This is a genomic window from Devosia sp. YR412 (assembly GCF_900110945.1).
GTDB lineage: Bacteria > Pseudomonadota > Alphaproteobacteria > Rhizobiales > Devosiaceae > Devosia.
The window spans coordinates 90,126-109,610 of record NZ_FOFL01000007.1 but is presented as its reverse complement, the minus strand read 5'-3'; the positions used below and the strand labels follow the sequence as shown (position 1 = coordinate 109,610).

Genomic DNA, 19,485 nt, shown 5'->3' with positions numbered 1-19,485 from the left:
CGTTACACGCGAAAGATGGGTCAGAAATAGGGTCAATCGCGCGCAAACACAAGAACGTGCTCGGGGTCCAGCGTCACGAAGACATCTTGTCCCACGCTGAGCGCGGAATTCGAGGGCTGGCGCAGGCCGAGCGGCGCATCGAGACCATCGACCGACACCTCGCAGATGTCCACGCCGATGGCACCGCGCTTGCCGACAATGCGGCCCGGCGTGCCTGGACCGGACAGCGCCATGCGGGCGCCGCCGGCGGGGCGGATGGCCACGGTGACGGCCGCGCCATCGGCAAGACCGGGCGTGGCGATCGGGCCCAGCGGCGTCGATGCAAAAGCCGATGAGACCACGGTTTCCACTTCGCTGAGCGGCGAGAAGAAGCGGGCCGCATTGAGATCGATCGGGTTGCGGTAAATTTCGGCCGGCGTGCCGATCTGGGCGATGCGGCCCTGGCGCAGCAGAGCGACGCGATCGCTGAGCAGCATGGCCTCTTCGGGGTCATGCGTCACCATCAGGCTGGTGACATGGGTTTCTCTAAGCACGGCAAGGGTTTCCTCGCGGACGCTTTCGCGCATGCGGGCATCGAGGCTGGAGAAGGGTTCGTCGAGCAGCAGCACGCCGGGGCGCGGGGCGACGCTGCGGGCTAGGGCCAGGCGCTGCTGCTGGCCACCGGACAGCATATGCGGATAGTCGGCTTCGCGGTCGGCCAGGCCGACACGTTTGAGGGCGGCGCGGGCTTGTGCTAGGGCATCGGCGCGGCCCAGGCCCCGCAGGCCGAACAGGACATTCCTGAGCACGGTAAGGTGCGGGAAGAGCGCAAAATCCTGGAACATCAGGCCGATACCGCGCCGGTCGGGTGGCGTGGTGAGGCCGGGCGCGGAGACGGTTTCGCCATTGATGCGGACGGCGCCGGCATGGACTGGCTGGACGCCAGCAGCGACGCGGAGGGCGGTGGACTTGCCGGAGCCCGACTCGCCGAGCAGGCAGACGATCTCGCCGGGTTTAAGGCTCAGGGTCAAATTGTTGAGCACCACCCTGCCCCCGAGCCGGACCTCAACGGCGTCGAAGTCGAGGGTGGCGGCGAAGCTGACGCCGGTGGTGCCGCGCAAACCCCAGTCAGTCATCGGTATTTTCCTCTTCACCGCCGAGGTCATCGGGGTCGAGCGGGTCTTCATCGTCGCGCGGGGCTGTGCCGTCGAAGGGCAACGGGATCTGCAAATTGGCCGGCAGGCGGCCGGAGAGCAAGCCGGAGCCCTTGAGCTCGTCGAGGCCCGGCAAGTCACCGAGTGACTCGAGGCCGAAGTGGTCGAGGAAGGCGTCGGTGGTGCCGTAAGTGACTGGCCGGCCTGGGGTTCTGCGGCGGCCGCGCATGCGGATCCAGCCGGCTTCCATGAGGAGATCCAGCGTGCCCTTGCCGGTGGCGACGCCGCGGACCTCTTCGATTTCGGCGCGGGTGGCTGGCTGGTGATAGGCGATGATCGAAAGGGTTTCGAGCGCGGCGCGGGAGAGCGGGCGGGTGTCGTGTTCCTCGCGGCGCAGCAGGAACTCAAGGTCTTCGGCGGTGCGGAAGGCCCATTTGTCGCCACGGCGGACGAGGTTGACGCCCCTGCCCGCATAGCGCGCCTGGAGCGTTAGCAGCAGGTCACCAATCTTCGCTCCCTGGTCCACATACGCTAACAGACTGTTAGCATCGAGGGGCTCACTTGAGGCAAAAAGCAGGGCTTCGAGCACCCGCAAGTTGCGCTCAACTATCTCACTGGCTTCAGAAATTTCCTCGGTCACGGCGTTTTCGCCTTGTGACGACGCATCAACAGCGGACCGAAGGTCTCGGTCTGGCGCAAATCGATCTGGCCGAGGCGCACCAGTTCGAGGCTCGAGGCGAAGCTCGAGGCGCGCACCGTGGCCCGTTCGGCCGGGTTGGCCAGATAGTCGGACAGGTAGGCATCCATCGGCACCCATTCAAAACTATCACCGATCAGGCGCTGGAGGATATCGCGCGCCTCCTGCAGCGACCAGACGGTGCGCTGGATCGGCGAATAGTCCTCGCTGACGCCGCGCTCGCGCTGGCCGGCATAGGCCTTCAGCAGATCGTAGAGCGAGGCTTCCCAGAGATTGTGGCGATTGACCTCGATCGGCTCGGGCATGCCGCGGGCAAACACCTGATGGCCGAGCCGTGGCCGGTGCATCAGCTGATTGGCGGCCTTGCGCATGGCTTCGAGCCGCTTGAGGCGGAATTGCAGCATGGCGGCGAGCATTTCGCCCGAAGGCTCGTCATCGGATGGCGCCTGGGGCACCATCAGACGGCTCTTGAGATAGGCCAGCCAGGCGGCCATCACCAGATAGTCGGCAGCCACTTCGATGCGCTTCTCGCGCACGGTTTCGATGAAGGCAAGATATTGCTCGGCCAAAGCCAGGACAGAAATGGCGGCCAGATCGACCTTTTGCCGGCGGGCCAGATCCAGCAGCAGGTCGAGCGGGCCTTCATAGCCTTCCACGTCGACATGCATGACCTCTTCGGCCGGCGCGGGTGCCGGCGTGTCAAACCAGTCGGTCTGGGCTGTGGTCATGATGGAAGTGCCGCGCAGCTGAAGATATCGCGCCATCCTTGGCGGCTGGGTCGGCCAGCGTCAAGCATGGCAGAGCGCGGCGTGACGATGTGCACCGGTCCATAAGGACCGGCGCGCCTTACATGGTGAAGCAGTCGCCGCCGGCGGCTTTGACATTGGTGCAGATGCCATTGGCATCCTGCATGGAATTGGCCGGGACGCGGACGCGATAGTAGATGCCGCGCTCGCCCAGATCGACGCGCTGGACTTCCAGGTTTGCGCCGTTGAACAGCGGACCGAAGCGGGTGACCATGGATTGGGCCGTGCTGCGGGCCTCGGCCTCGCTGCGCTGCGAGGCGAGCTGGACATAGGCTGGGGCAGTATTGCCGAGCGCTTCCACTTCGACCGGCTGGGCCAGCGGTGCGGATGGCTGTGCAGCCGGAGCGGCGGCAGTCTGGGCCGGCGCGGCAGCGGCCGACGTGGTGTTGCCGAAGGCGCTATTGGTTGGCGGCGGCGGCAGCATGTTGCCGGAGGCGCTGCCCGAAGAGACGACGGCATTGACCGGCGATGCCGCAGCGCTGACCGAGGCAATGCCGGGACCGGACAGACCGGCCGGACGGGTGCGCGGAATGACGGTAGTCTTGCCGGCCAGCGGATTCCCGGAGAGATCGACGGCCGGCACAGTTTCGCCGGCGCTGACCGGCGTCACGGCTGGAGTCGTCGGCTCGGGGACAGCAGCGGTGGCCGGCGTCGGTGTCGCCGCAGCAAGGGGCGTCGTTGCCGTGGATGTGGGCGCAGCCGGCTGGGCGCTGGCGAGCAGTTCCTCGCTGGCGGTTTCAGCGCCGGGCACGGCGGGCACATTGGGGCGGGCGACCGGCAGGATATTGCTGCCGGCAACGCTGTCTTCGCCGCTAACGATGGTCCCATCGGGGCGGACCGTCACAGTGCGGACCCGGCGGTTGGCGAGGCCTTCTTCACTGGTCTCGACGGCGGCAGGCACCTGGGTGACTTCGCTGACATCCGCCTGATCGCGAGACACAAGCTGTTCCTCGGCGCCGGGCACGACGCCATCGATCTCGTTGAAGACGACGGACTGGGCCGGCGCGGCTTCGGGATCGACCACCGGAGTTTCCTTGGTCGGGCTGGCATCGGCAGTGAGCAGCGGCGCCGGACCGGGCTCGCGGCCAAGGCCGAGCACCCAATAGAGACCAAAACCGGCGGCCAGCAGCAGGGTGACGGCCACAAGCGGGCCAGCCAGAGCGCGAGTCATGCCGGCAACGCGCGGGGCGCGGCGATGGCGAGGCGCGACAGGCTCTTGCTCGACCACTTCGGGATTATCGACCCAGCCGATATTGACGCCTGCGGCTTCAGCGGCCGCCAAAATGGCTTCGTCGGCACCGGAAAGGCTGCGCGGCGACGGCGGGGGTGCCGCGGATGGCGTGGGCAGGACCGGCGTTGCCAGGCTGCGCAGGGACGGCGCCGGGCTCACAGGCTTTTGGTTTTCGAAGGCAGGCTGAACCTGGCGATCAAGATCGACCCGCACGGCGCGGCCGATCAGGCTTTCGATTTCGTCGATCGGATCGCGGCCGATATCATCATCGCGGACGGAAGGGTCGGACTGCGCGGCTGGCTGGCGCCAGTCCAAGGTGGGTTCGGAACGTGTCGGTGCAGCCTGGACCGGCGCAGCCACGACGGGCGCGCTGACGACCGGGGCCACGGAAGGCTCGGCCTGGCCGGAGCCGAGACCAAACACCGGCGCGACCTTGAAACGGTCCTGCTCAGGGCGCTGGGCCGGCTGCAGGTTGAGCGGGCGCATTGCGGGCTGGGCCGGGCGCTGGGCAGCGCCAAGGCTTGCCGCTACGGCGGTCGGCGCCCAATTGCTGGACGGCTGCGGCGCGGGACGCTGCTCGGCAATGACGGGCGCAGGTTCGGGCTGCGGCGCGGGGGCGACCGGCACTGCCTCGGCCTGATGCTCATCGGCGTCGCTCTGGCCACCGGCCAGTTCGGCGGCGATCAGATCGGCAATGCTGTCGTGATCGACAGGAGTAAAGCCGGGATCGGGTGCGCGATTGACCGGCGAGGATGGCCCGGCAACCGGCGTGTGCACTGGCTCTTCGCGCCTCGGCGTGGGTTCCGGCGCTTTGGGCGAGACCAGGCCAAAATCGAAACGGAAGGGTTCCACTTCGTCGGGCGCAGCGGCCACGCTGGCCGGTGCGGCGGGCACTGGCGCCGGCTTGTCCTGAACCACGGCAGCCGGCACAGGCGAGGAACGCCCGAAGTCGAAACGCGGTGGGGGCGGCGCACTGATGTCGCCGCCGGGAATGCGGATAGGCGAAAGCGGGCTGGACGGCTCGGCCGGCTTGTCGCCCCGGGCATCTTGCGCCATGAGCTTGGCCAGTTCGGCAATCAGGTCATCCGAGGCATCAGATTGTCCGGCCATCGGTTGCTTCGCTGTCATAGAGCAGCGCCCTTTCGGTTACGACTTCGGCGCCCATGCGGGGGCATTGTGCCGGGAGTCATCACAGTATTGCGCCCGAATTATGAAAGCTCCTCGGGGGCGGAGACGCCCAGAATTGCTAGAGCGTTGGCGATAACCTGACGCACGGAATCGACGAGCGCGAGTCGAGCCAAAGTGAGCTTTGGGTCGTCAAGGTTAACAAATCGTAACTGCGGGTCATCCTTGCCCTTGGCCCAGAAGCCGTGGAAGGCCGCAGCGAGCTCATGGGCATAGAAGGCAATGCGGTGCGGTTCATGCGCAATCGCTGCTGCCGTGACGGTGCGGGGGAAGGCGGCGAGCACGCGAACGAGGTCGAGTTCGGCCGGCGTCATGATGCGTTCGATCTCGGCTCCGGCCAGCGCGGCCGGGGAAATATCGAGGCCCGGCAGGTCACGCGCTGCGGTCTTGAAGATCGAATGCGTGCGGGCATGGGCGTACTGGACGTAAAAGACCGGATTGTCCTTGGTCTGCTCCTTGACCACGGCAAAATCGAAATCCATCGCCGCATCATTGCGCCGATACATCAGCATGAAGCGGGTGGCATCGGCGCCGACTTCTTCGACGACATCGGCCAGGGTGACCAGATCGCCGGAGCGCTTGGACATCTTGAACGGCTCGCCATTCTTAAGCAGGCGGACCAGCTGGCAGATGCGGACGTCCATGTCGGCGGCATTGAGCGAGACGGCCTTGGTGGCCGCCTGCAGGCGCTTCACGTAGCCCGAGTGATCGGCGCCGAGCACGTTGATCATATGCTTGAAGCCACGCAGGAACTTGTTGCGGTGATAGGCGATGTCGGCGGCAAAATAGGTGTAGGAGCCGTCGGACTTGATCAGGGCGCGATCGGTATCGTCGCCCCAGTCGCTGGCGCGGAACAGGGTCTGCTCGCGGTCTTCCCAATCCTCGGGCGTCTTGCCCTTGGGGGCTTCGAGGCGGCCCTCGTAGACCATGCCCTTTTCGCGCAGCCAGTCGAGAGTGAGCTGGATATCGCCCCCCTGCCCGTGCAGCGTGCGCTCGGAGAAGAACACGTCGTGATGGATGCCGAGCAGGGCAAGATCGGCCTTGATCAGTTCCAGCATGGCGGCGAGCACACGATCCTTCACAAGGGGCGTGCGCTCGGCTTCGGGCATGGCGAGAAGGCTGTCGCCGAACTCGGCCTTGAGCGCCTGGCCGACCGGGATCAGGTAATCGCCGGGATAGAAGCCCGAGGGGATTTCGATGGTTTCGCCGAGGGCTTCGCGGTAGCGCAGGAAGCTGGAATTGGCCAGGGTATCGATCTGGCTGCCAGCGTCATTGATGTAATATTCGCGCGTCACTTCATAGCCGGAATAGGCCATCAGCGCCGCCAGCGTATCGCCGAAGACGGCGCCGCGGGTATGGCCGACATGCATCGGACCGGTCGGATTGGCCGAGACATATTCGATATTGACCGCTTCGCCGCCACCCAGCGTCGAGCGGCCGAAATCCTTGCCCTGCTCGGTGATCGACTTCAGCACCTGATGCCAGACCGGCGCGGTGAGACGGAAGTTGATGAAGCCGGGACCGGCTACCTCCACCGAGACGACGTCCTCGTCATGCTTGAAATGTTCCACCAGGGCATTGGCCACGTCGCGCGGATTTTTTCCCAGCGGCTTGGCGACGATCATCGCGGCATTGGTCGAGAGGTCGCCATGGGACGCGTCGCGCGGCGGCTCGACCACGATGCGGGCGATGAGATCGGCACCGGCTTCGGGGAAGAGAACCTGCATCGCATTGGCAATGCGCGCGGAGAAGAGGGCAAAAACGTCCATGATAGACCTGACTATTGAAGTGCGCCGGGGTTAACGGAAATCCGGTCGAGCGTCAAACAGCCGGGCATACTCGTCGAGGGCATAAGGATCGGTCATGCCGGCGATGAAATCGGCAACGACGCGGGCCAATGCATTTTCATCGGCGGCATCAGCAGCATAGCCGTGCCAACGGCCCGGCAGATCGCGGGTTGTCATGTAGCGGGCGAAGAGATCGGTGACGATGGTTTCGCTCTGGCGCACGGGGACCATGACGGTCTCATGGCGGTACACGCGCTGGAACAGGAAGGCCTTGAGGCCCTTTTCGGCCTCGGCCGTTTCCGGCGAGAAAGTCACAAGCATTCTACCGGCATCGCGCACGTTTGCAGGTGTTTTTATTGCACTTTGCAGGATGTTTGCTGCCGTGGTGCGGATCACATCCTCGATGCTGGAGGTAATGAGGCGCCGCTGCACTTCATGAGCCTGCCGCTTGGGGGCGATGTTGGGATAGCGCTCGAGCACTTCGCGGACGATGGGACCGGCCAGCGGCACGTCGACCATGTCGTCGAGCACGATCAGGCCGGCGCGCAGGGCATCGTCGATGTCATGGGCATTGTAGGCGACGTCATCGGCAATGGCGGCGGTCTGGGCTTCGAGCGAGGCAAAGCTTGAGAGTCGCAGGTCGGCTGCGGCGGGAATGTCGTCGAGGCCGGCAGGCAGGCCTTCGTGGGCATATTTGCCGTAGGGGGTGCCGTCCGGGTTCAGCAGCGGGCCATTGTGCTTGAGAATGCCTTCCAGCGTTTCCCAGGTGAGGTTGAGCCCGTCATGCTCGGCATAGCGGTTTTCCAGCCGCGTCACGACACGCATGGCCTGGATGTTGTGGTCGAAGCCGCCATAGGGCTGCATGGCGGTGTGCAGCGCGCGCTCGCCGGCGTGGCCGAAGGGGGTGTGGCCGAGATCGTGGCTCAGGGCGACCGCTTCAGCGAGATCTTCGTCGAGCCGCAGGGCGCGGGCCATGGAGCGGGCCATCTGGCTGACTTCCAGCGTATGGGTCAGCCGGTTGCGGAAATGGCCGCTGTGCTGAGGGAACACCTGGGTCTTGTGCTGCAGGCGGCGAAATGCGGTGGAATGGATGATGCGGTCGCGGTCGCGCTGGAATTCGGATCGAGTCGGGCTGGGGCCGGTTGAATGCAGGCGACCGAGGGAAAGCTCGGGCTTGCTGGCATAGGGAGCGGTCTCGCTCATCGGTGATACTTAAGCCCTTTTCATTTGGGTCGAGAGTTACTATTTTAGCCTGACCGTTATGACATTACGGCGTGGACCTATTATGACCGCTACCGCCCTTGCCTCCCCCGAAGTCGTGCTCACTGACCGCGCCGCCAAACGCGTGGCGCGCATCCTGTCGAAAGAACCGGAAGGCACGGTGTTGCGCATTTCGGTGGCCGGCGGCGGCTGTTCGGGATTCCAGTATGAATACAATCTCGTACAGGAAAAGCCGGCCAGCGACGATATCGTTCTGAGCAAGGGCGAGGCAACGGTTCTCATCGACTCGATGTCGCTCGAATTCATGGGCGGGGCGGAGATCGACTTCGTCGACGACCTGATCGGCCAGGCGTTCCAGATCAAGAATCCGAATGCCGTGGCGTCGTGTGGCTGCGGGACGAGCTTTGCGGTCTGAGTCTATCCGATAGCACTGAATGAATGATCCCCGCGCAAGCGGGGATTTTTGTTTGTGGCGGGCGACACGGCGGGGGATAGTCGACGCCTATTCTGGGAGGAATCATATGGACTTGCAGCATCGGCTCGACGCGGTGGTGGGCAAGGCGGTCGCGGAACGGCGGATTGTCGGCGCGGTGCTGCTGGTGCGGCGGAATGGGCGAGCGCTTTATGAGAAGGCGCATGGGTTGGCGGATCGCGAGGCGGGCCGTCCGATGGCGCTGGATGCGATTTTCCGGCTGTCGTCGCTGACCAAGCCGATCGTCGCGGCGACGGTGCTGGCGCTGGTCGATGCGGGCAAGATGGCGCTGGATGCGCCGGTCACGGATTATCTGCCGGAGTTCAGGCCGAGGCTGGCGGATGGGACGGTGCCGGAGATCACGGTGCATCAGTTGCTGACGCATACCTCGGGGTTGAGCAGTGCTTCGACGCTCACGGCGGCCGAGCAGGCGGCGGGGGTCAATCGCTGGCATCTGGGAGCTGACGAGATCATGACACGGCTGGCGGGTCTGCCGCTGCTGTTTACACCGGGTACGGGCTGGGCCTATGGGCCGGGGCTGGATGTGCTGGCGGTGATTGCCGGAAAGCTGGTGGGTGGTCAGCCCGAGGATGCGATCCGGAAATATGTGACCGGTCCGTTGGGTATGGTGGATAGCCGGTTCGGGGTGACGGATTTGTCGCGGCTGGCGGCGGCATATGCCGACGGGGCGGAGGGCGCAGTGCTGATGGGCGATCCGCATAGCGTGCCCAATGACTTTGGCGGGGTGACAACTTACGACCCCGGCCGGATTTTCGATGCCAAGGCGTTCCAGGCGGGTGGTGGCGGCATGGCCGGGACCGGCGGGGATTTCATGGCGCTGCTGGAGGCGCTGCGGACGGGTGGATTGCTGAAGCCCGAGACGCTAGCGCGGGGCATGGACAACCAGACGAGCCAGTTGCCGCATGCGCAGGGGCCGGGCTGGCAGTTCAGCTATTTCGGCGCTTGGATCGACGATCCGGCGCTGGCTGGCACACCGGCACCGCGCGGGACCAATCGCTGGGGCGGGATTTATGGGCACAACTGGTTTGTCGATCCGGTGAACCAGCTCACCGTGGTCTCGATGAGCAATACAGGGCTCGAGGGTTCGGACGGCGCCTATGTGGCCCAGGTGCGCGACGCGATTTATGCCGCGCTTTAGTTGCCCCCTGCCCGGCCGGGCGTTAGCTTGCCGGCAACGGAGAGTCTGAGCATGCGTATCGCAACCTGGAACATCAATGGCATCAAGGCCCGCATCGAGCTGCTGGTGGCCTGGCTGGCGCAGGAAAAGCCGGACATTGTCGTGCTACAGGAGATCAAGACGGTCGACGAGGGTTTTCCGCGGGCCGAGATCGAGGCGCTGGGTTACAATATCGAGACGCATGGGCAAAAGAGCTGGAATGGTGTGGCCATCCTGTCGCTGCTGCCGTTTGACGAAATCTCGCGCGGGCTGCCGGGCGATGATGCGGACGAGCAGGCGCGGCTGATCGAGGGCGTGTTTTCCACCGAAAGCGGCGCGGTGCGGGTGTGCGGCATTTATCTGCCGAACGGTAATCCGGTCGATACGGAAAAATTCCCGTACAAGCTCAACTGGATGCGGCGGCTGGAAAGTTATGTCGAGGGCCGGCTGGCGCTCGAGGAGCCGTTTGTTCTACTGGGCGATTTCAACATCATCCCGGCGCCGATCGATGCGCATGACCCGAGCGCCTGGTGGGGCGATGCGCTGTTCCGTCCCGAAAGCCAGGAGCGGTGGCGTACGCTGCTCAATCTCGGGCTGACCGATGCGCTGCGGGCGACGACCTCGGAAGCGGCCTATACGTTCTGGGATTTCCAGGCCGGAGCGTGGCGGCGCAATGCGGGGATCCGCATCGATCACCTGCTGCTGTCGCCACAGGCGGCGGACCGGCTGGAGGATGTCACCGTGCATAAGGATGTGCGCGGCTGGGACAAGCCGAGCGACCATGTGCCGGTCGAGGGGCGGTTTAGTTTTTAGGGCTTCGGTAGAAAGAGCCCCGCCATTCGGCCATAGGCCTCATGGCCTTCTTCGCTCAAAACAGCCCACTGGGCTGTTTTGCCCTGCGGGACGCTCAGAAGCCCGCGAACTGCGGCGCTATGGTCTCGGCCAAAGCATAAGCCTCGGTCTGCTGCTCGGGCGCAGACGCAGCGATGGCGGTGTTGAGCTCGTCGGTGATCCAGGCGGCGTCGGCGGTGGCGGCGCAGCGCTGCTGGGCGATCACCAGCCACATCAGGCCTTCCACGGGCTGGGCTTCGATGCCGGCCACGCCGTTGAACAGCATGGTGCCGAGCTGGGCCTGGGCCGGGCAATGGCCCTTGCGGGCAGCCAGCGAGAACCAGCGGGCGCTCTGCAAGGGGTTCAGGCCGAGGCCGTCGTCGCTCATGTAAAGCAGGCCAACGCGATATTGCGCATCGGCATCGCCGAAATAGGTTGCTGCATGCAGCAGCATGGCGTGCGAGCGTTCGGCATCGATCGGAATGCCGGCGTCCGGCAGGCCTTCGCGGTAATATTCGCCGACCTTGACGAAGGACTGCGCAACGATGTCGGCTTCGACGCCCTTGGGCGCGGCATCGGCATGCTGGTTGGCGATCTGGGCGAAATAGCCGAAGGCCTTGGCAGGGTCGCGGTCCACACCTTCGCCGTTTTCATACATGGTGCCGAGCTGCCACATGGCCATGGGCTGGCCGGCTTCGGCCGCATCTTCGAGGGCGGAGAGCAAGTCGTCCCCAGACACACCGCCGCCTGCCCCGTCGAGCATATTGGCCATGTTGAGGGCCGCATCGGCGGCCGTCTGGGCGTGCACAGGCAGGGCCGACGCGGTGAGCGCCAGGATGACTGCCGTTGTCACGGAAATCAGGGAATGGTCCCTAAAACTCCGCATCTTGCTCCTTTGTGCCCGCATGCTGCGGGCGAACCTGGTTTCCGGAGCCCGTTCGGGCCCCATGATCGTCTGTGCAGCTTTCCCAGAGCCGCAATGCTCAGGAAAGCTTTTGTCCATCTTTGGGTAAACTCCGTTTGTGACCGGATTCCGCCGCGCAGATGGCGCCACGGAGGTATTGTCAGATCGGAACTCACCGCACGAGATCGTGTAACCTTGCGGTTGCGCAATCAGCTCGGGCTTGGGGGGAAAACATGCAAGCGCGCGGACTTGTCCACACTGCTCACAGCCATCCGCCCCCAGATGCCTATGCCGTCTCGTTTAGGGTGAGAATGTGGCGACAAACATCGCCAAATTGTTGCCAGACGACACTGTGAAATCGATTCACAATCGCTGTTGCTGAATCAGCACAGAGACATGGCTGATACTGGCAGTTCGCGGCTGATGCCGTTGTGCTCCGGCCGTGTCGGCCGCATAGTACGACGCATGACGCGAACCGAGGAGCGCATGATGAAAACCCTGTCCGAGACGAAACACGCTTTTGTTCAACAGGACATGATTTCTCATGCAGTCTCTTCCTTCGAAGCCGGAGCCGCGCCAGAACGCAGGCCGTAATTCCGGGCTTTTCAAACGCTTATCCACACTGACCGGACGTCGCGGCGAGTCCACGCGAGCTGTGTCGCGTGCCCGAAAATTCCTGGGCTATTACCGGCCCTATGTGCCGCTGCTGTTGGCTGACCTGGCCTGTGCAGTGCTGGTCGCGGCGACGGCCATAGCCCTGCCGCTCTGCGCCAGCTATATCACCACGCGCCTGCCGGAACTGGCAGCCGCAGATGACGGGCTGCTGCAGATTTCCTTCATGGGCGCCATCATGCTGGGCGTCATTGCCATCCAGGCGCTGGCAACGCTGGTGGTGGACTATCAGGGCCATATGATGGGGGCGCGGATCGAGACCGATCTGCGCAGCGAGCTGTTCGCGCATTGCCAGCGCCTGTCCTTCGGCTTTTACGACCGCCAGCGCACCGGCCAGCTGATGAGCCGGATCACCAATGATACCTTTGCCCTCGGCGAGCTGTTCCACCACGGGCCGGAAGACCTGGCGATCGGCTTTCTCAAATGCGCCGGAGCGCTACTGGTGCTGTTCTTTATCGATCCCGTTCTGGCCGGCACGATCGGGATCATGCTGCCCTTTGCCGTGGTCTATGCACTGCATTTCAACCGCCGCATGAACCGGGCGTTGACCAAAAGCCGCGAACAGATTGCCGCCGTCAATGAGCGGGTGGAGGACGCGCTGTCCGGCATTCGCGTCGTGCAGAGCTTTGCCAATGAGGCGCTGGAGCTGGAGCGGTTCGACGGCGAGAATGGCGATTTCCTCAACAGCCGGAGCGACGGCTACCGGAGCGAGGCCTGGTTTTCCATCGGCATGGACGTGTTTGCCCAGCTTGTGCTGGTCACGGTGATCATCCTGGGTGCCATGCGCATCCTGACGGCAGGGCTGTCTGTGCCGGAATTGCTCACCTTCCTGCTCTGCGTCGGCGTGTTGGTCGATCCGGTGCAAAGGCTCGCCAATGTCGCGCGGGTCTGGCAGGAGGGTTATACCGGCTTCGTGCGGGCGATGGAATTGCTCGAGGTGGCGCCGGAAATTGCCGACCGGAAAGGTGCTCGCCCGATTGGCCGGGTTCAGGGCGCGATTAGTTTTCGCGATGTGAGTTTTGGCTATGGCGAGACGCCTGTATTTCAGGACCTGTCGCTCGATATCAAGCCGGGTGAGTTCGTCGCGCTGGTGGGGCCGTCAGGTGTGGGCAAGAGTACGCTCTGTGCGTTGATCCCGCGCTTTTATGATGTCACCGGCGGGTCGGTGGGCATTGACGGCCGGGATGTGCGCGACGTGACACTGGCCTCGCTGCGGCGCTCGGTGGGCGTGGTGCAGCAGGATGTTTATCTGTTCAGTGGCACGGTGGCGGACAATCTGCGCTATGGGCGGGTCGATGCCAGCGAGGCCGAGATCGTGGCAGCAGCCAAGGCGGCCAATGCGCATGAGTTCATCCTGGGCCTGCCGAAGGGCTATCAGTCGGACATCGGCCAGCGCGGGGTGAAGCTGTCCGGCGGGCAGAAGCAGCGGCTGACCATTGCGCGGGCGTTTCTCAAGGACCCGGCGGTGCTGATCTTTGACGAGGCGACCAGTGCGCTGGACAATGAGAGCGAACGGGCGGTGCAGCAGGCGCTGCTGTCATTGGCCAGGGGACGGACGACGCTGGTGATTGCGCATCGGCTGTCGACGGTGCGGCATGCGGACCGGATTATTGTGCTCACGCCGGAGGGGGTTGGCGAGGAAGGGACGCATGAGGGGTTGATGGCCCGGGATGGGCTGTATGCGCGGCTGCATCGGGTTTCGGGGCGGATTTAGCCTAAGCTCCAACCTCGCCACATACTCGGTGTCATCCCGGCCTTGAGCCGGGATCCATCCTGAGATGGTCGTCCTGCTGCAATGTGGTTCGATCGACCTTGCGGCTGTGGCGTGATCTCAGGATGGGCACCGGCTCAAGGCCGGGGTGACGGCCGGTGGGTGGGGAAGAGCCCGCCATTCGGCCATAGGCCTCACGGCCTTTTCACCTAAAATCGCTCCACTGGAGCGATTTTGCCTTCGGCCGGTTCAAAGCCACTGTCGCCCGCGCATCCACCAGACAATGCCGATCGACAGCACGAACAGTCCCACACAAACCCCCGCAAAGGCATGCGGGGCATCGGAGAATGGTATCCCCTCGACATTCATCCCCAATGCCCCGGTGATCAGGGTCAGCGGCATGAAGACCACGGTGACGGCGGCGAGGATCAGCATGGTGCGGTTCATCTGCTCGGCGCGTTCGTCGATGATCTGCTCGCGCACCAGCACGGCGCGTTCCGAGAGGGCCTGCAGTTCATCGCCGATGCGGGCGGAGCGCATCGAGGCTTCGCGCAGGCGCAGGCGGTCTTTTTCGGAAAAGAACGACAGGTCCTCGATTTCGAGCGTGTTGAGCACGTCGCGCTGCGGCCAGACCAGGCGGCGGACGTTGATCAGCGTGCGACGGAGGTGTTCGAGATTGTCCTGCGCCTTGGCGGTGTGGCGGACGATGAGGGTTTCCTCGATCTCGTCGAGCCGGTCGCCGAGATTTTCCAGCAAGGGTTCGAGCCGGTCGGCGGCACGGAGGCCGAGACGGGCGACGAGATCGGCTGGCGAGACCGGCGCGTAGTGCGACTGTTCCCAGCGGGTGATGCCGAGAAAGTCGAGAATGTTGAGCTCGGAGGCGATGATGACGCGGCCCTTTTCGAGCCAGAGCGTCAGCAATTGCCGGCCGACATCATCGGGCGCGGCGCCGGGGCGGACGACGCGCAGCATGACCAGGGCCTTGTCTTCCATCACCGTGCAGCGGGCGCGGGTGCTGGGCGCGGTGAGGAGATCCGCATTGAAGGCGCCCAGTTCCTCGCGCAGCCAGACCTTGAACTCCGGCGACTTGGAATTGCCGGCCACGAGCTTGAAGCCCTTGGCCGGAATCACCGGATGCTCCGCGCCATTTTCATGGCGCGTGACGCCGCCCTTGCCGTCAAAGATCAGGATCGCCCCCACGCCCACCATGCCATTGCGGACGGCACGGGCTGGCGGTTCGCGTGGGATATCGTCCATGGCGGCTCCTAGCTCAGGCGTTTCAGCGCTTCGAGGATGTGATGACGCCGTTCCACGGCGGCTTCACGACGGGCCTTCTGCTCTTCGATGACTTCCGGTGGTGCCTTGGCGACAAACTGCTCGTTGCCGAGCTTCTTGTCGATTCCGGCGATCTCGGCGTCGAGCTTGACCACTTCCTTCTCGAGACGGGCCTTTTCGACGGCGATGTCGATCACGCCGGCCAAAGGCAGGGCCCAGGTGGCTTCGCCGACGACAAATTGTGCCGATTCACCGGGGACCACATTGGTCGGGGTGATTTCTTCGAGGCGGGCCAGGCGCGTGATCAGCGACGTGCCGGCAACGAGGCGGCGGAGGGTCACCTCCCCTGCCCCGACGACGACGATCGGCAGCTTGGCGCCGGCCGGGACGTTCATTTCGCTGCGCACTGAGCGCACATTGGTGATGACGTCGATCAGCCAGGTCAGTTCGGCATCGGCTTCCGCATCCTCAAGGCCGGAGAGGTCTGGCCACTCGGTGAGGATCAGCATGTTCTGGCGCGGGGCGCCGAACTTGCCGGTCTCCGCCCAGAGCTCTTCGGTGACGAAGGGCATGAAGGGATGCAGCACGGTCAGGATCTGGTCGAGCGCCCAGGCGGCGGTGGCGCGGGTCTCGGCCTTGGCCGCTTCGTCCGTGCCCATGAAGACCGGCTTGGCGAATTCGACATACCAGTCGCAGAAGGTGCCCCAGGTGAAGTCGTAGATGGCATTGGCGGATTCGTTAAACTTGTAGTCGACGATGCCCTGCGTGGTGGCGGCGGCAGCGCGCGCCACGGCGCCGACGATCCAGCGGTTGAGCGGGAGCTTATTCGCCTTGGGATCGTACCCCTCGACGCGGCGGCACTCGTTCATTTCGAGGAAGCGGGCGGCGTTCCAGATCTTGGTGACGAAGTTGCGATAGCCCTCCACGCGCTGGATGGAGAGTTTCAGGTCACGGCCCTGCGCGGCCATGGCGGCCAGGGTGAAGCGGGTGGCATCGGCGCCATATTCGTCGATCAGCTTGAGCGGATCGATGACATTGCCCTTGGTCTTGCTCATCTTCTGGCCCTTTTCGTCGCGGACCAGGGCATGCATGTAGACCGTGTGGAAGGGCTCCTCGTCGAGGAATTCGAGGCCCATCATCATCATACGGGCGACCCAGAAGAAGATGATGTCAAAGCCGGTGACGAGGACGTCGGTCGGATAATAGCGGCGCAGTTCGGCGGTCTCATCCGGCCAGCCCAGCGTCGAGAAGGGCCAGAGGGCAGACGAGAACCAGGTGTCGAGCACGTCTTCGTCGCGCTTGAGCGCGGTCGGGACGCCGTAATGCGCATCGGCCTGGGCCTGGGCTTCGGCTTCGCTCGATGCAACGAAGGCATGGTTGTCCGGGCCATACCAGGCCGGGATCTGGTGACCCCACCAGAGCTGGCGCGAAATGCACCAGGGCTTGATGTTTTCCAGCCAGGCGAAATAGGTGTTTTCATATTGCTGCGGCACGAATTTGGTGCGGCCTTCGCGCACGGCGGCGAGCGCCGGCTGAGCGAGGACGTCGGCCTTGACCCACCACTGGTCGGTCAGGAAAGGCTCGATGACGACAAGCTTGGACTTCTCGTCATGGGGGACCATGATCTTCTTGTCCTCGATATGATCGAGGCCACGGGTCGGGTCTTCCTCGGCCAGCGCGGTCAGATCGGCGACGATGGCCTTGCGCGCGGCAAAGCGGTCGAGGCCGCGATAGGCGCCGGGGATGAACTCGTCGGAAATGATCGAGCCATTGGTGGTGAAGACGTTGATCTGCTCGAGATTGTTGCGGACGCCGACTTCGAAGTCGTTGAAGTCGTGGGCGGGCGTGATCTTGACGGCACCGGTGCCCAGGGTCGGGTCGGCATATTCGTCGGCAACAATCGGGATGCGGCGGCCGACCAGCGGCAGGTCGACGAATTTGCCGACGAGGGACGCATAGCGCTCGTCTTGGGGATGCACGGCAATGCCGCTATCGCCGAGCATGGTTTCGGGGCGCGTGGTGGCGACCATGATATAGTCGCGGGTCTCATGACCGGTGACTTCGCCCTCTTCGTCCAGAATCGGGAACTGATAGGTAACGCCATCGGCCAGCGGATAACGCAGGTGCCACATGTGGCCCTTGATCTCGATGTTTTCGACTTCGAGATCGGAAATGGCGGTTTCAAGACCCGGGTGCCAGTTGACCAGACGCTTGGCGCGATAGATCAGGCCACGGTTGTGCAGCTCAACGAAAACCTTGGTGACGGCGCGCACCATCTGGTCTTCGGCGCCGCCATTATCGCCCATGGTAAAGCGTTCGCGTGAAAAGTCAGCAGAAGCGCCCAGGCGCTTGAGCTGGTTCATGATCGTACCGCCAGACTCGGCCTTCCACTCCCAGACGCGCTCAATGAATTTTTCACGGCCCATGTCGCGGCGGTTGAGCTGCTTTTCGGCCAGCTGGCGCTCGACGATCATCTGGGTGGCGATGCCGGCATGGTCGGTGCCGGGCTGCCAGAGAACGTCCTTTTTCAGCATGCGGTTGAACCGGACCAGGATGTCCTGGATCGTATTGTTGAGCGCATGGCCGATGTGGAGCGAGCCGGTGACATTGGGCGGCGGGATGACGATGGTGAAGGTCTCGGCGCCGGGCGCAGCCCCGGCCCCGGCGGCAAAGGCATTGGCCTTGAGCCAGTCGGCATAGACCCGCGTTTCGACCGCGGCTGGCTCATAGGACTTTTCAAGCATGGATCACTCGCAACAGCAGAGACCCGCCAGGCAAGAGCACTTGGCAGGCCGAACAAAATGGTTGGCAGACTTCAAGCAAATGGCGCCCTCTGGGTCAATGGCAAGCGCGCATCGGTGATGCCTGCCGGGATTTTGATTTGCTTTGCAGGCCTAAGAGGCGTGGAATGCTGGGATGAACCGCATCTCTTACACGTTTGCCGCACTGCTGCTCCTCACCTCCGGCGCCATGGCGGCCTGCCCGCCCGAGACTGGTGGCACGACGGCGGCGGAAATTCAGGCCAATCAGGCGCGGGTGGTTTGCCTGCAAAATGAACTGGCGGCGGAGACGCGGCTGAAGCAGCTGGAATTCGACGTGCAGAGCAATCAGCGGCAGTTGCAGGATCTGCAATTGCAGCAGCGGCTGCAGGCGATCCCGAAATTTGTACCGCCGGTGATTTATGTGCCGCCAGTGGTTCAGCCGGTGCTTTAGGTCTGGCGTGATGGATGGGCGGTCACCACCTCTCCCCTGAGGGGAGAGGTCGGCGCGCAAGCGCCGGGTGAGGGGTTCAGAAGTACTTTTGACCAACCCTGCCACAACGGACCTCTGAACCCCTCACCCTCCCCTCTCCCCTCAGGGGAGAGGCTACGCAAGAGCCGAAGCATCCAGCGCAAACTCGTCTGGCCAACTGCAGAACATCGGGGGCTCCAGGAAAACAAAAAACCTCGGGACTTGCCCGAGGGTTTTGAATTTTGGAGCGGTGCTTGCCGCTTTAGTCGCCGCGGGAAACGCGGGCGATTTCTTTTTCGACCATACGCTCGACGACAGAGGGCAGGTTTTCGTCCAGCCATTCCTTGAGCATGGGGCGCAGCATGTCGCGCATCAGCGATTCAATGGTGGCGCCGGCGTTGCCGAGGCCCAGATTGTTGAGCTTGGTGATTGAGCTGCGCACGGCGGCCTGGGTGGCCGGCTCGAGCAGCTGGTCAGCCATGTCGCTGGTCAGCTTGGGATCTGGCAAAGGCGCGGCCTGGAACATCGGCTCGGGCGCCGGCACGGCGCGCGGCGCAAACACCGGCTCGGGTTCGGGTTCCGGAGCCTTGGCGAGCGGCGGCGGATCGAAAGAGGGAAGTTCTTCTTCCTCTTCCTCGTCGGCCAGGTCGCTCAGGTCGAAGGCAATATCTTCAGGCTCGACCAGCTGCGGCGCGGGCGCCAGCATGGGCTCGTCATCGTCCTTGGTGTCGGCCAGGATGGAATCGAAGCTGAAGCCGCCGACATCATCGTCACCCTTGTCGACGATCTGTGCGGTCGACAGCGCCAGCGGCTCGATATCGTCGAGCATGTCGCTGAGGTCGCGGTCGAGCGAGTCGGACTGACGGGCCGGCGTGGCCTGCATCGGCGGCGGGGCCGCCTGGATGCTGGGGCGCCGTGGTGCGCCAGCCGCGTCGTCATCGGCGATGATCTGCCGGATGGACGACAGAATTTCATCCATCGATGGTTCTTTGGGTGCCGGCTTGTTCATCAGTGCCTCTTACTCATGCGCGCCCAAACCAGCTTGCAATCATCCGCCAACGCGACTGCCCTGATTCGTTACTACCACCTTAACTGCAGCAAGCCGGATAAGGAATCGCACATAAGCCCCGCAAAGACTTCTTCCACTAAAAC

General features: G+C 64.0%; 15 protein-coding genes. 5 read left to right on the top strand and 10 right to left on the bottom strand.

Annotated elements, in window-relative coordinates:
- Positions 1–32: 32 nt before the first annotated feature.
- From BM045_RS17915 to BM045_RS17890, 6 genes are all read right to left on the bottom strand, one after another.
- The gene (locus tag BM045_RS17915; protein WP_244523055.1) at positions 33–1,115 is read right to left on the bottom strand and encodes an ABC transporter ATP-binding protein; all 1,083 of its coding nucleotides are present in this window, start codon (positions 1,113–1,115) and stop codon (positions 33–35) included.
- Positions 1,108–1,773 (bottom strand): SMC-Scp complex subunit ScpB, encoded by a 666-nt coding sequence (gene scpB, locus BM045_RS17910; RefSeq protein ID WP_244523054.1) that lies wholly within the window; start codon positions 1,771–1,773, stop codon positions 1,108–1,110. The genes BM045_RS17915 and scpB overlap by 8 nt, the downstream gene beginning before the upstream one ends.
- Positions 1,770–2,498 carry a segregation and condensation protein A gene (locus BM045_RS19230; RefSeq protein WP_244523060.1) on the bottom strand — a complete coding sequence of 243 codons (729 nt, stop codon included), beginning with the start codon at positions 2,496–2,498 and terminating at the stop codon, positions 1,770–1,772. The genes scpB and BM045_RS19230 overlap by 4 nt, the downstream gene beginning before the upstream one ends.
- A gap of 178 nt (positions 2,499–2,676) precedes the next feature.
- Positions 2,677–4,977 carry an SPOR domain-containing protein gene (locus BM045_RS17900; protein WP_170848579.1) on the bottom strand — a complete coding sequence of 767 codons (2,301 nt, stop codon included), beginning with the start codon at positions 4,975–4,977 and terminating at the stop codon, positions 2,677–2,679.
- Positions 4,978–5,075: 98 nt separating this feature from the next.
- On the bottom strand, positions 5,076–6,821 hold the full coding sequence (argS, locus tag BM045_RS17895; RefSeq protein WP_092185749.1) for an arginine--tRNA ligase: 1,746 nt from the start codon (positions 6,819–6,821) through the stop codon (positions 5,076–5,078).
- Positions 6,822–6,851: 30 nt separating this feature from the next.
- A complete protein-coding gene (locus BM045_RS17890) occupies positions 6,852–8,042 on the bottom strand; it encodes a deoxyguanosinetriphosphate triphosphohydrolase (RefSeq protein WP_092185747.1) in 1,191 nt (396 codons plus the stop codon).
- Between the two features lie 82 nt (positions 8,043–8,124).
- Between BM045_RS17890 and BM045_RS17885 the strand changes: the two genes are divergently transcribed.
- From BM045_RS17885 to xth, 3 genes are all read left to right on the top strand, one after another.
- On the top strand, positions 8,125–8,475 hold the full coding sequence (locus BM045_RS17885; RefSeq protein ID WP_092185745.1) for a HesB/IscA family protein: 351 nt from the start codon (positions 8,125–8,127) through the stop codon (positions 8,473–8,475).
- 106 nt (positions 8,476–8,581) lie between these two features.
- On the top strand, positions 8,582–9,691 hold the full coding sequence (locus tag BM045_RS17880) for a serine hydrolase domain-containing protein (RefSeq protein ID WP_170848578.1): 1,110 nt from the start codon (positions 8,582–8,584) through the stop codon (positions 9,689–9,691).
- Between the two features lie 51 nt (positions 9,692–9,742).
- Positions 9,743–10,522, top strand: coding sequence for an exodeoxyribonuclease III (gene xth / locus BM045_RS17875; RefSeq protein WP_092185741.1), 780 nt, complete (start codon positions 9,743–9,745; stop codon positions 10,520–10,522).
- Positions 10,523–10,616: 94 nt separating this feature from the next.
- On the opposite strand, the gene BM045_RS17870 is transcribed toward xth, so the two are convergent.
- Positions 10,617–11,393 carry a tetratricopeptide repeat protein gene (locus BM045_RS17870; RefSeq protein ID WP_170848577.1) on the bottom strand — a complete coding sequence of 259 codons (777 nt, stop codon included), beginning with the start codon at positions 11,391–11,393 and terminating at the stop codon, positions 10,617–10,619.
- 706 nt (positions 11,394–12,099) lie between these two features.
- Here BM045_RS17870 and BM045_RS17865 point away from each other — a divergent pair.
- A complete protein-coding gene (locus tag BM045_RS17865) occupies positions 12,100–13,830 on the top strand; it encodes an ABC transporter ATP-binding protein (protein ID WP_348271260.1) in 1,731 nt (576 codons plus the stop codon).
- A 246-nt stretch (positions 13,831–14,076) separates the two neighbouring features.
- Here the strand turns inward: BM045_RS17865 and BM045_RS17860 are convergent, their stop codons facing one another.
- Complete coding sequence (locus BM045_RS17860; RefSeq protein ID WP_092185735.1) at positions 14,077–15,084, bottom strand: CorA family divalent cation transporter; 1,008 nt, start codon at positions 15,082–15,084, stop codon at positions 14,077–14,079.
- 8 nt (positions 15,085–15,092) lie between these two features.
- Positions 15,093–17,846 (bottom strand): valine--tRNA ligase, encoded by a 2,754-nt coding sequence (locus BM045_RS17855; protein ID WP_092185733.1) that lies wholly within the window; start codon positions 17,844–17,846, stop codon positions 15,093–15,095.
- 172 nt (positions 17,847–18,018) lie between these two features.
- Here BM045_RS17855 and BM045_RS17850 point away from each other — a divergent pair, with 172 nt between their 5' ends.
- Positions 18,019–18,315, top strand: coding sequence for a hypothetical protein (locus BM045_RS17850; RefSeq protein ID WP_092185731.1), 297 nt, complete (start codon positions 18,019–18,021; stop codon positions 18,313–18,315).
- Positions 18,316–18,595: 280 nt separating this feature from the next.
- Here the strand turns inward: BM045_RS17850 and BM045_RS17845 are convergent, their stop codons facing one another.
- A complete protein-coding gene (locus BM045_RS17845; RefSeq protein WP_170848576.1) occupies positions 18,596–19,312 on the bottom strand; it encodes a PopZ family protein in 717 nt (238 codons plus the stop codon).
- Between the last annotated feature and the right edge of the window lie 173 nt (positions 19,313–19,485).

Coding starts and splice junctions, on each gene's coding strand:
- BM045_RS17885 (WP_092185745.1), top strand. CDS start 8,125: ATGACCGCTACCGCCCTTGCCTCCCCCGAAGTCGTGCTCACTGACCGC.
- BM045_RS17880 (WP_170848578.1), top strand. CDS start 8,582: ATGGACTTGCAGCATCGGCTCGACGCGGTGGTGGGCAAGGCGGTCGCG.
- BM045_RS17860 (WP_092185735.1), bottom strand. CDS start 15,084: ATGGACGATATCCCACGCGAACCGCCAGCCCGTGCCGTCCGCAATGGC.
- BM045_RS19230 (WP_244523060.1), bottom strand. CDS start 2,498: ATGCATGTCGACGTGGAAGGCTATGAAGGCCCGCTCGACCTGCTGCTG.
- BM045_RS17900 (WP_170848579.1), bottom strand. CDS start 4,977: ATGGCCGGACAATCTGATGCCTCGGATGACCTGATTGCCGAACTGGCC.
- xth (WP_092185741.1), top strand. CDS start 9,743: ATGCGTATCGCAACCTGGAACATCAATGGCATCAAGGCCCGCATCGAG.
- BM045_RS17855 (WP_092185733.1), bottom strand. CDS start 17,846: ATGCTTGAAAAGTCCTATGAGCCAGCCGCGGTCGAAACGCGGGTCTAT.
- BM045_RS17915 (WP_244523055.1), bottom strand. CDS start 1,115: ATGACTGACTGGGGTTTGCGCGGCACCACCGGCGTCAGCTTCGCCGCC.
- BM045_RS17890 (WP_092185747.1), bottom strand. CDS start 8,042: ATGAGCGAGACCGCTCCCTATGCCAGCAAGCCCGAGCTTTCCCTCGGT.
- BM045_RS17845 (WP_170848576.1), bottom strand. CDS start 19,312: ATGGATGAAATTCTGTCGTCCATCCGGCAGATCATCGCCGATGACGAC.
- BM045_RS17850 (WP_092185731.1), top strand. CDS start 18,019: ATGAACCGCATCTCTTACACGTTTGCCGCACTGCTGCTCCTCACCTCC.
- argS (WP_092185749.1), bottom strand. CDS start 6,821: ATGGACGTTTTTGCCCTCTTCTCCGCGCGCATTGCCAATGCGATGCAG.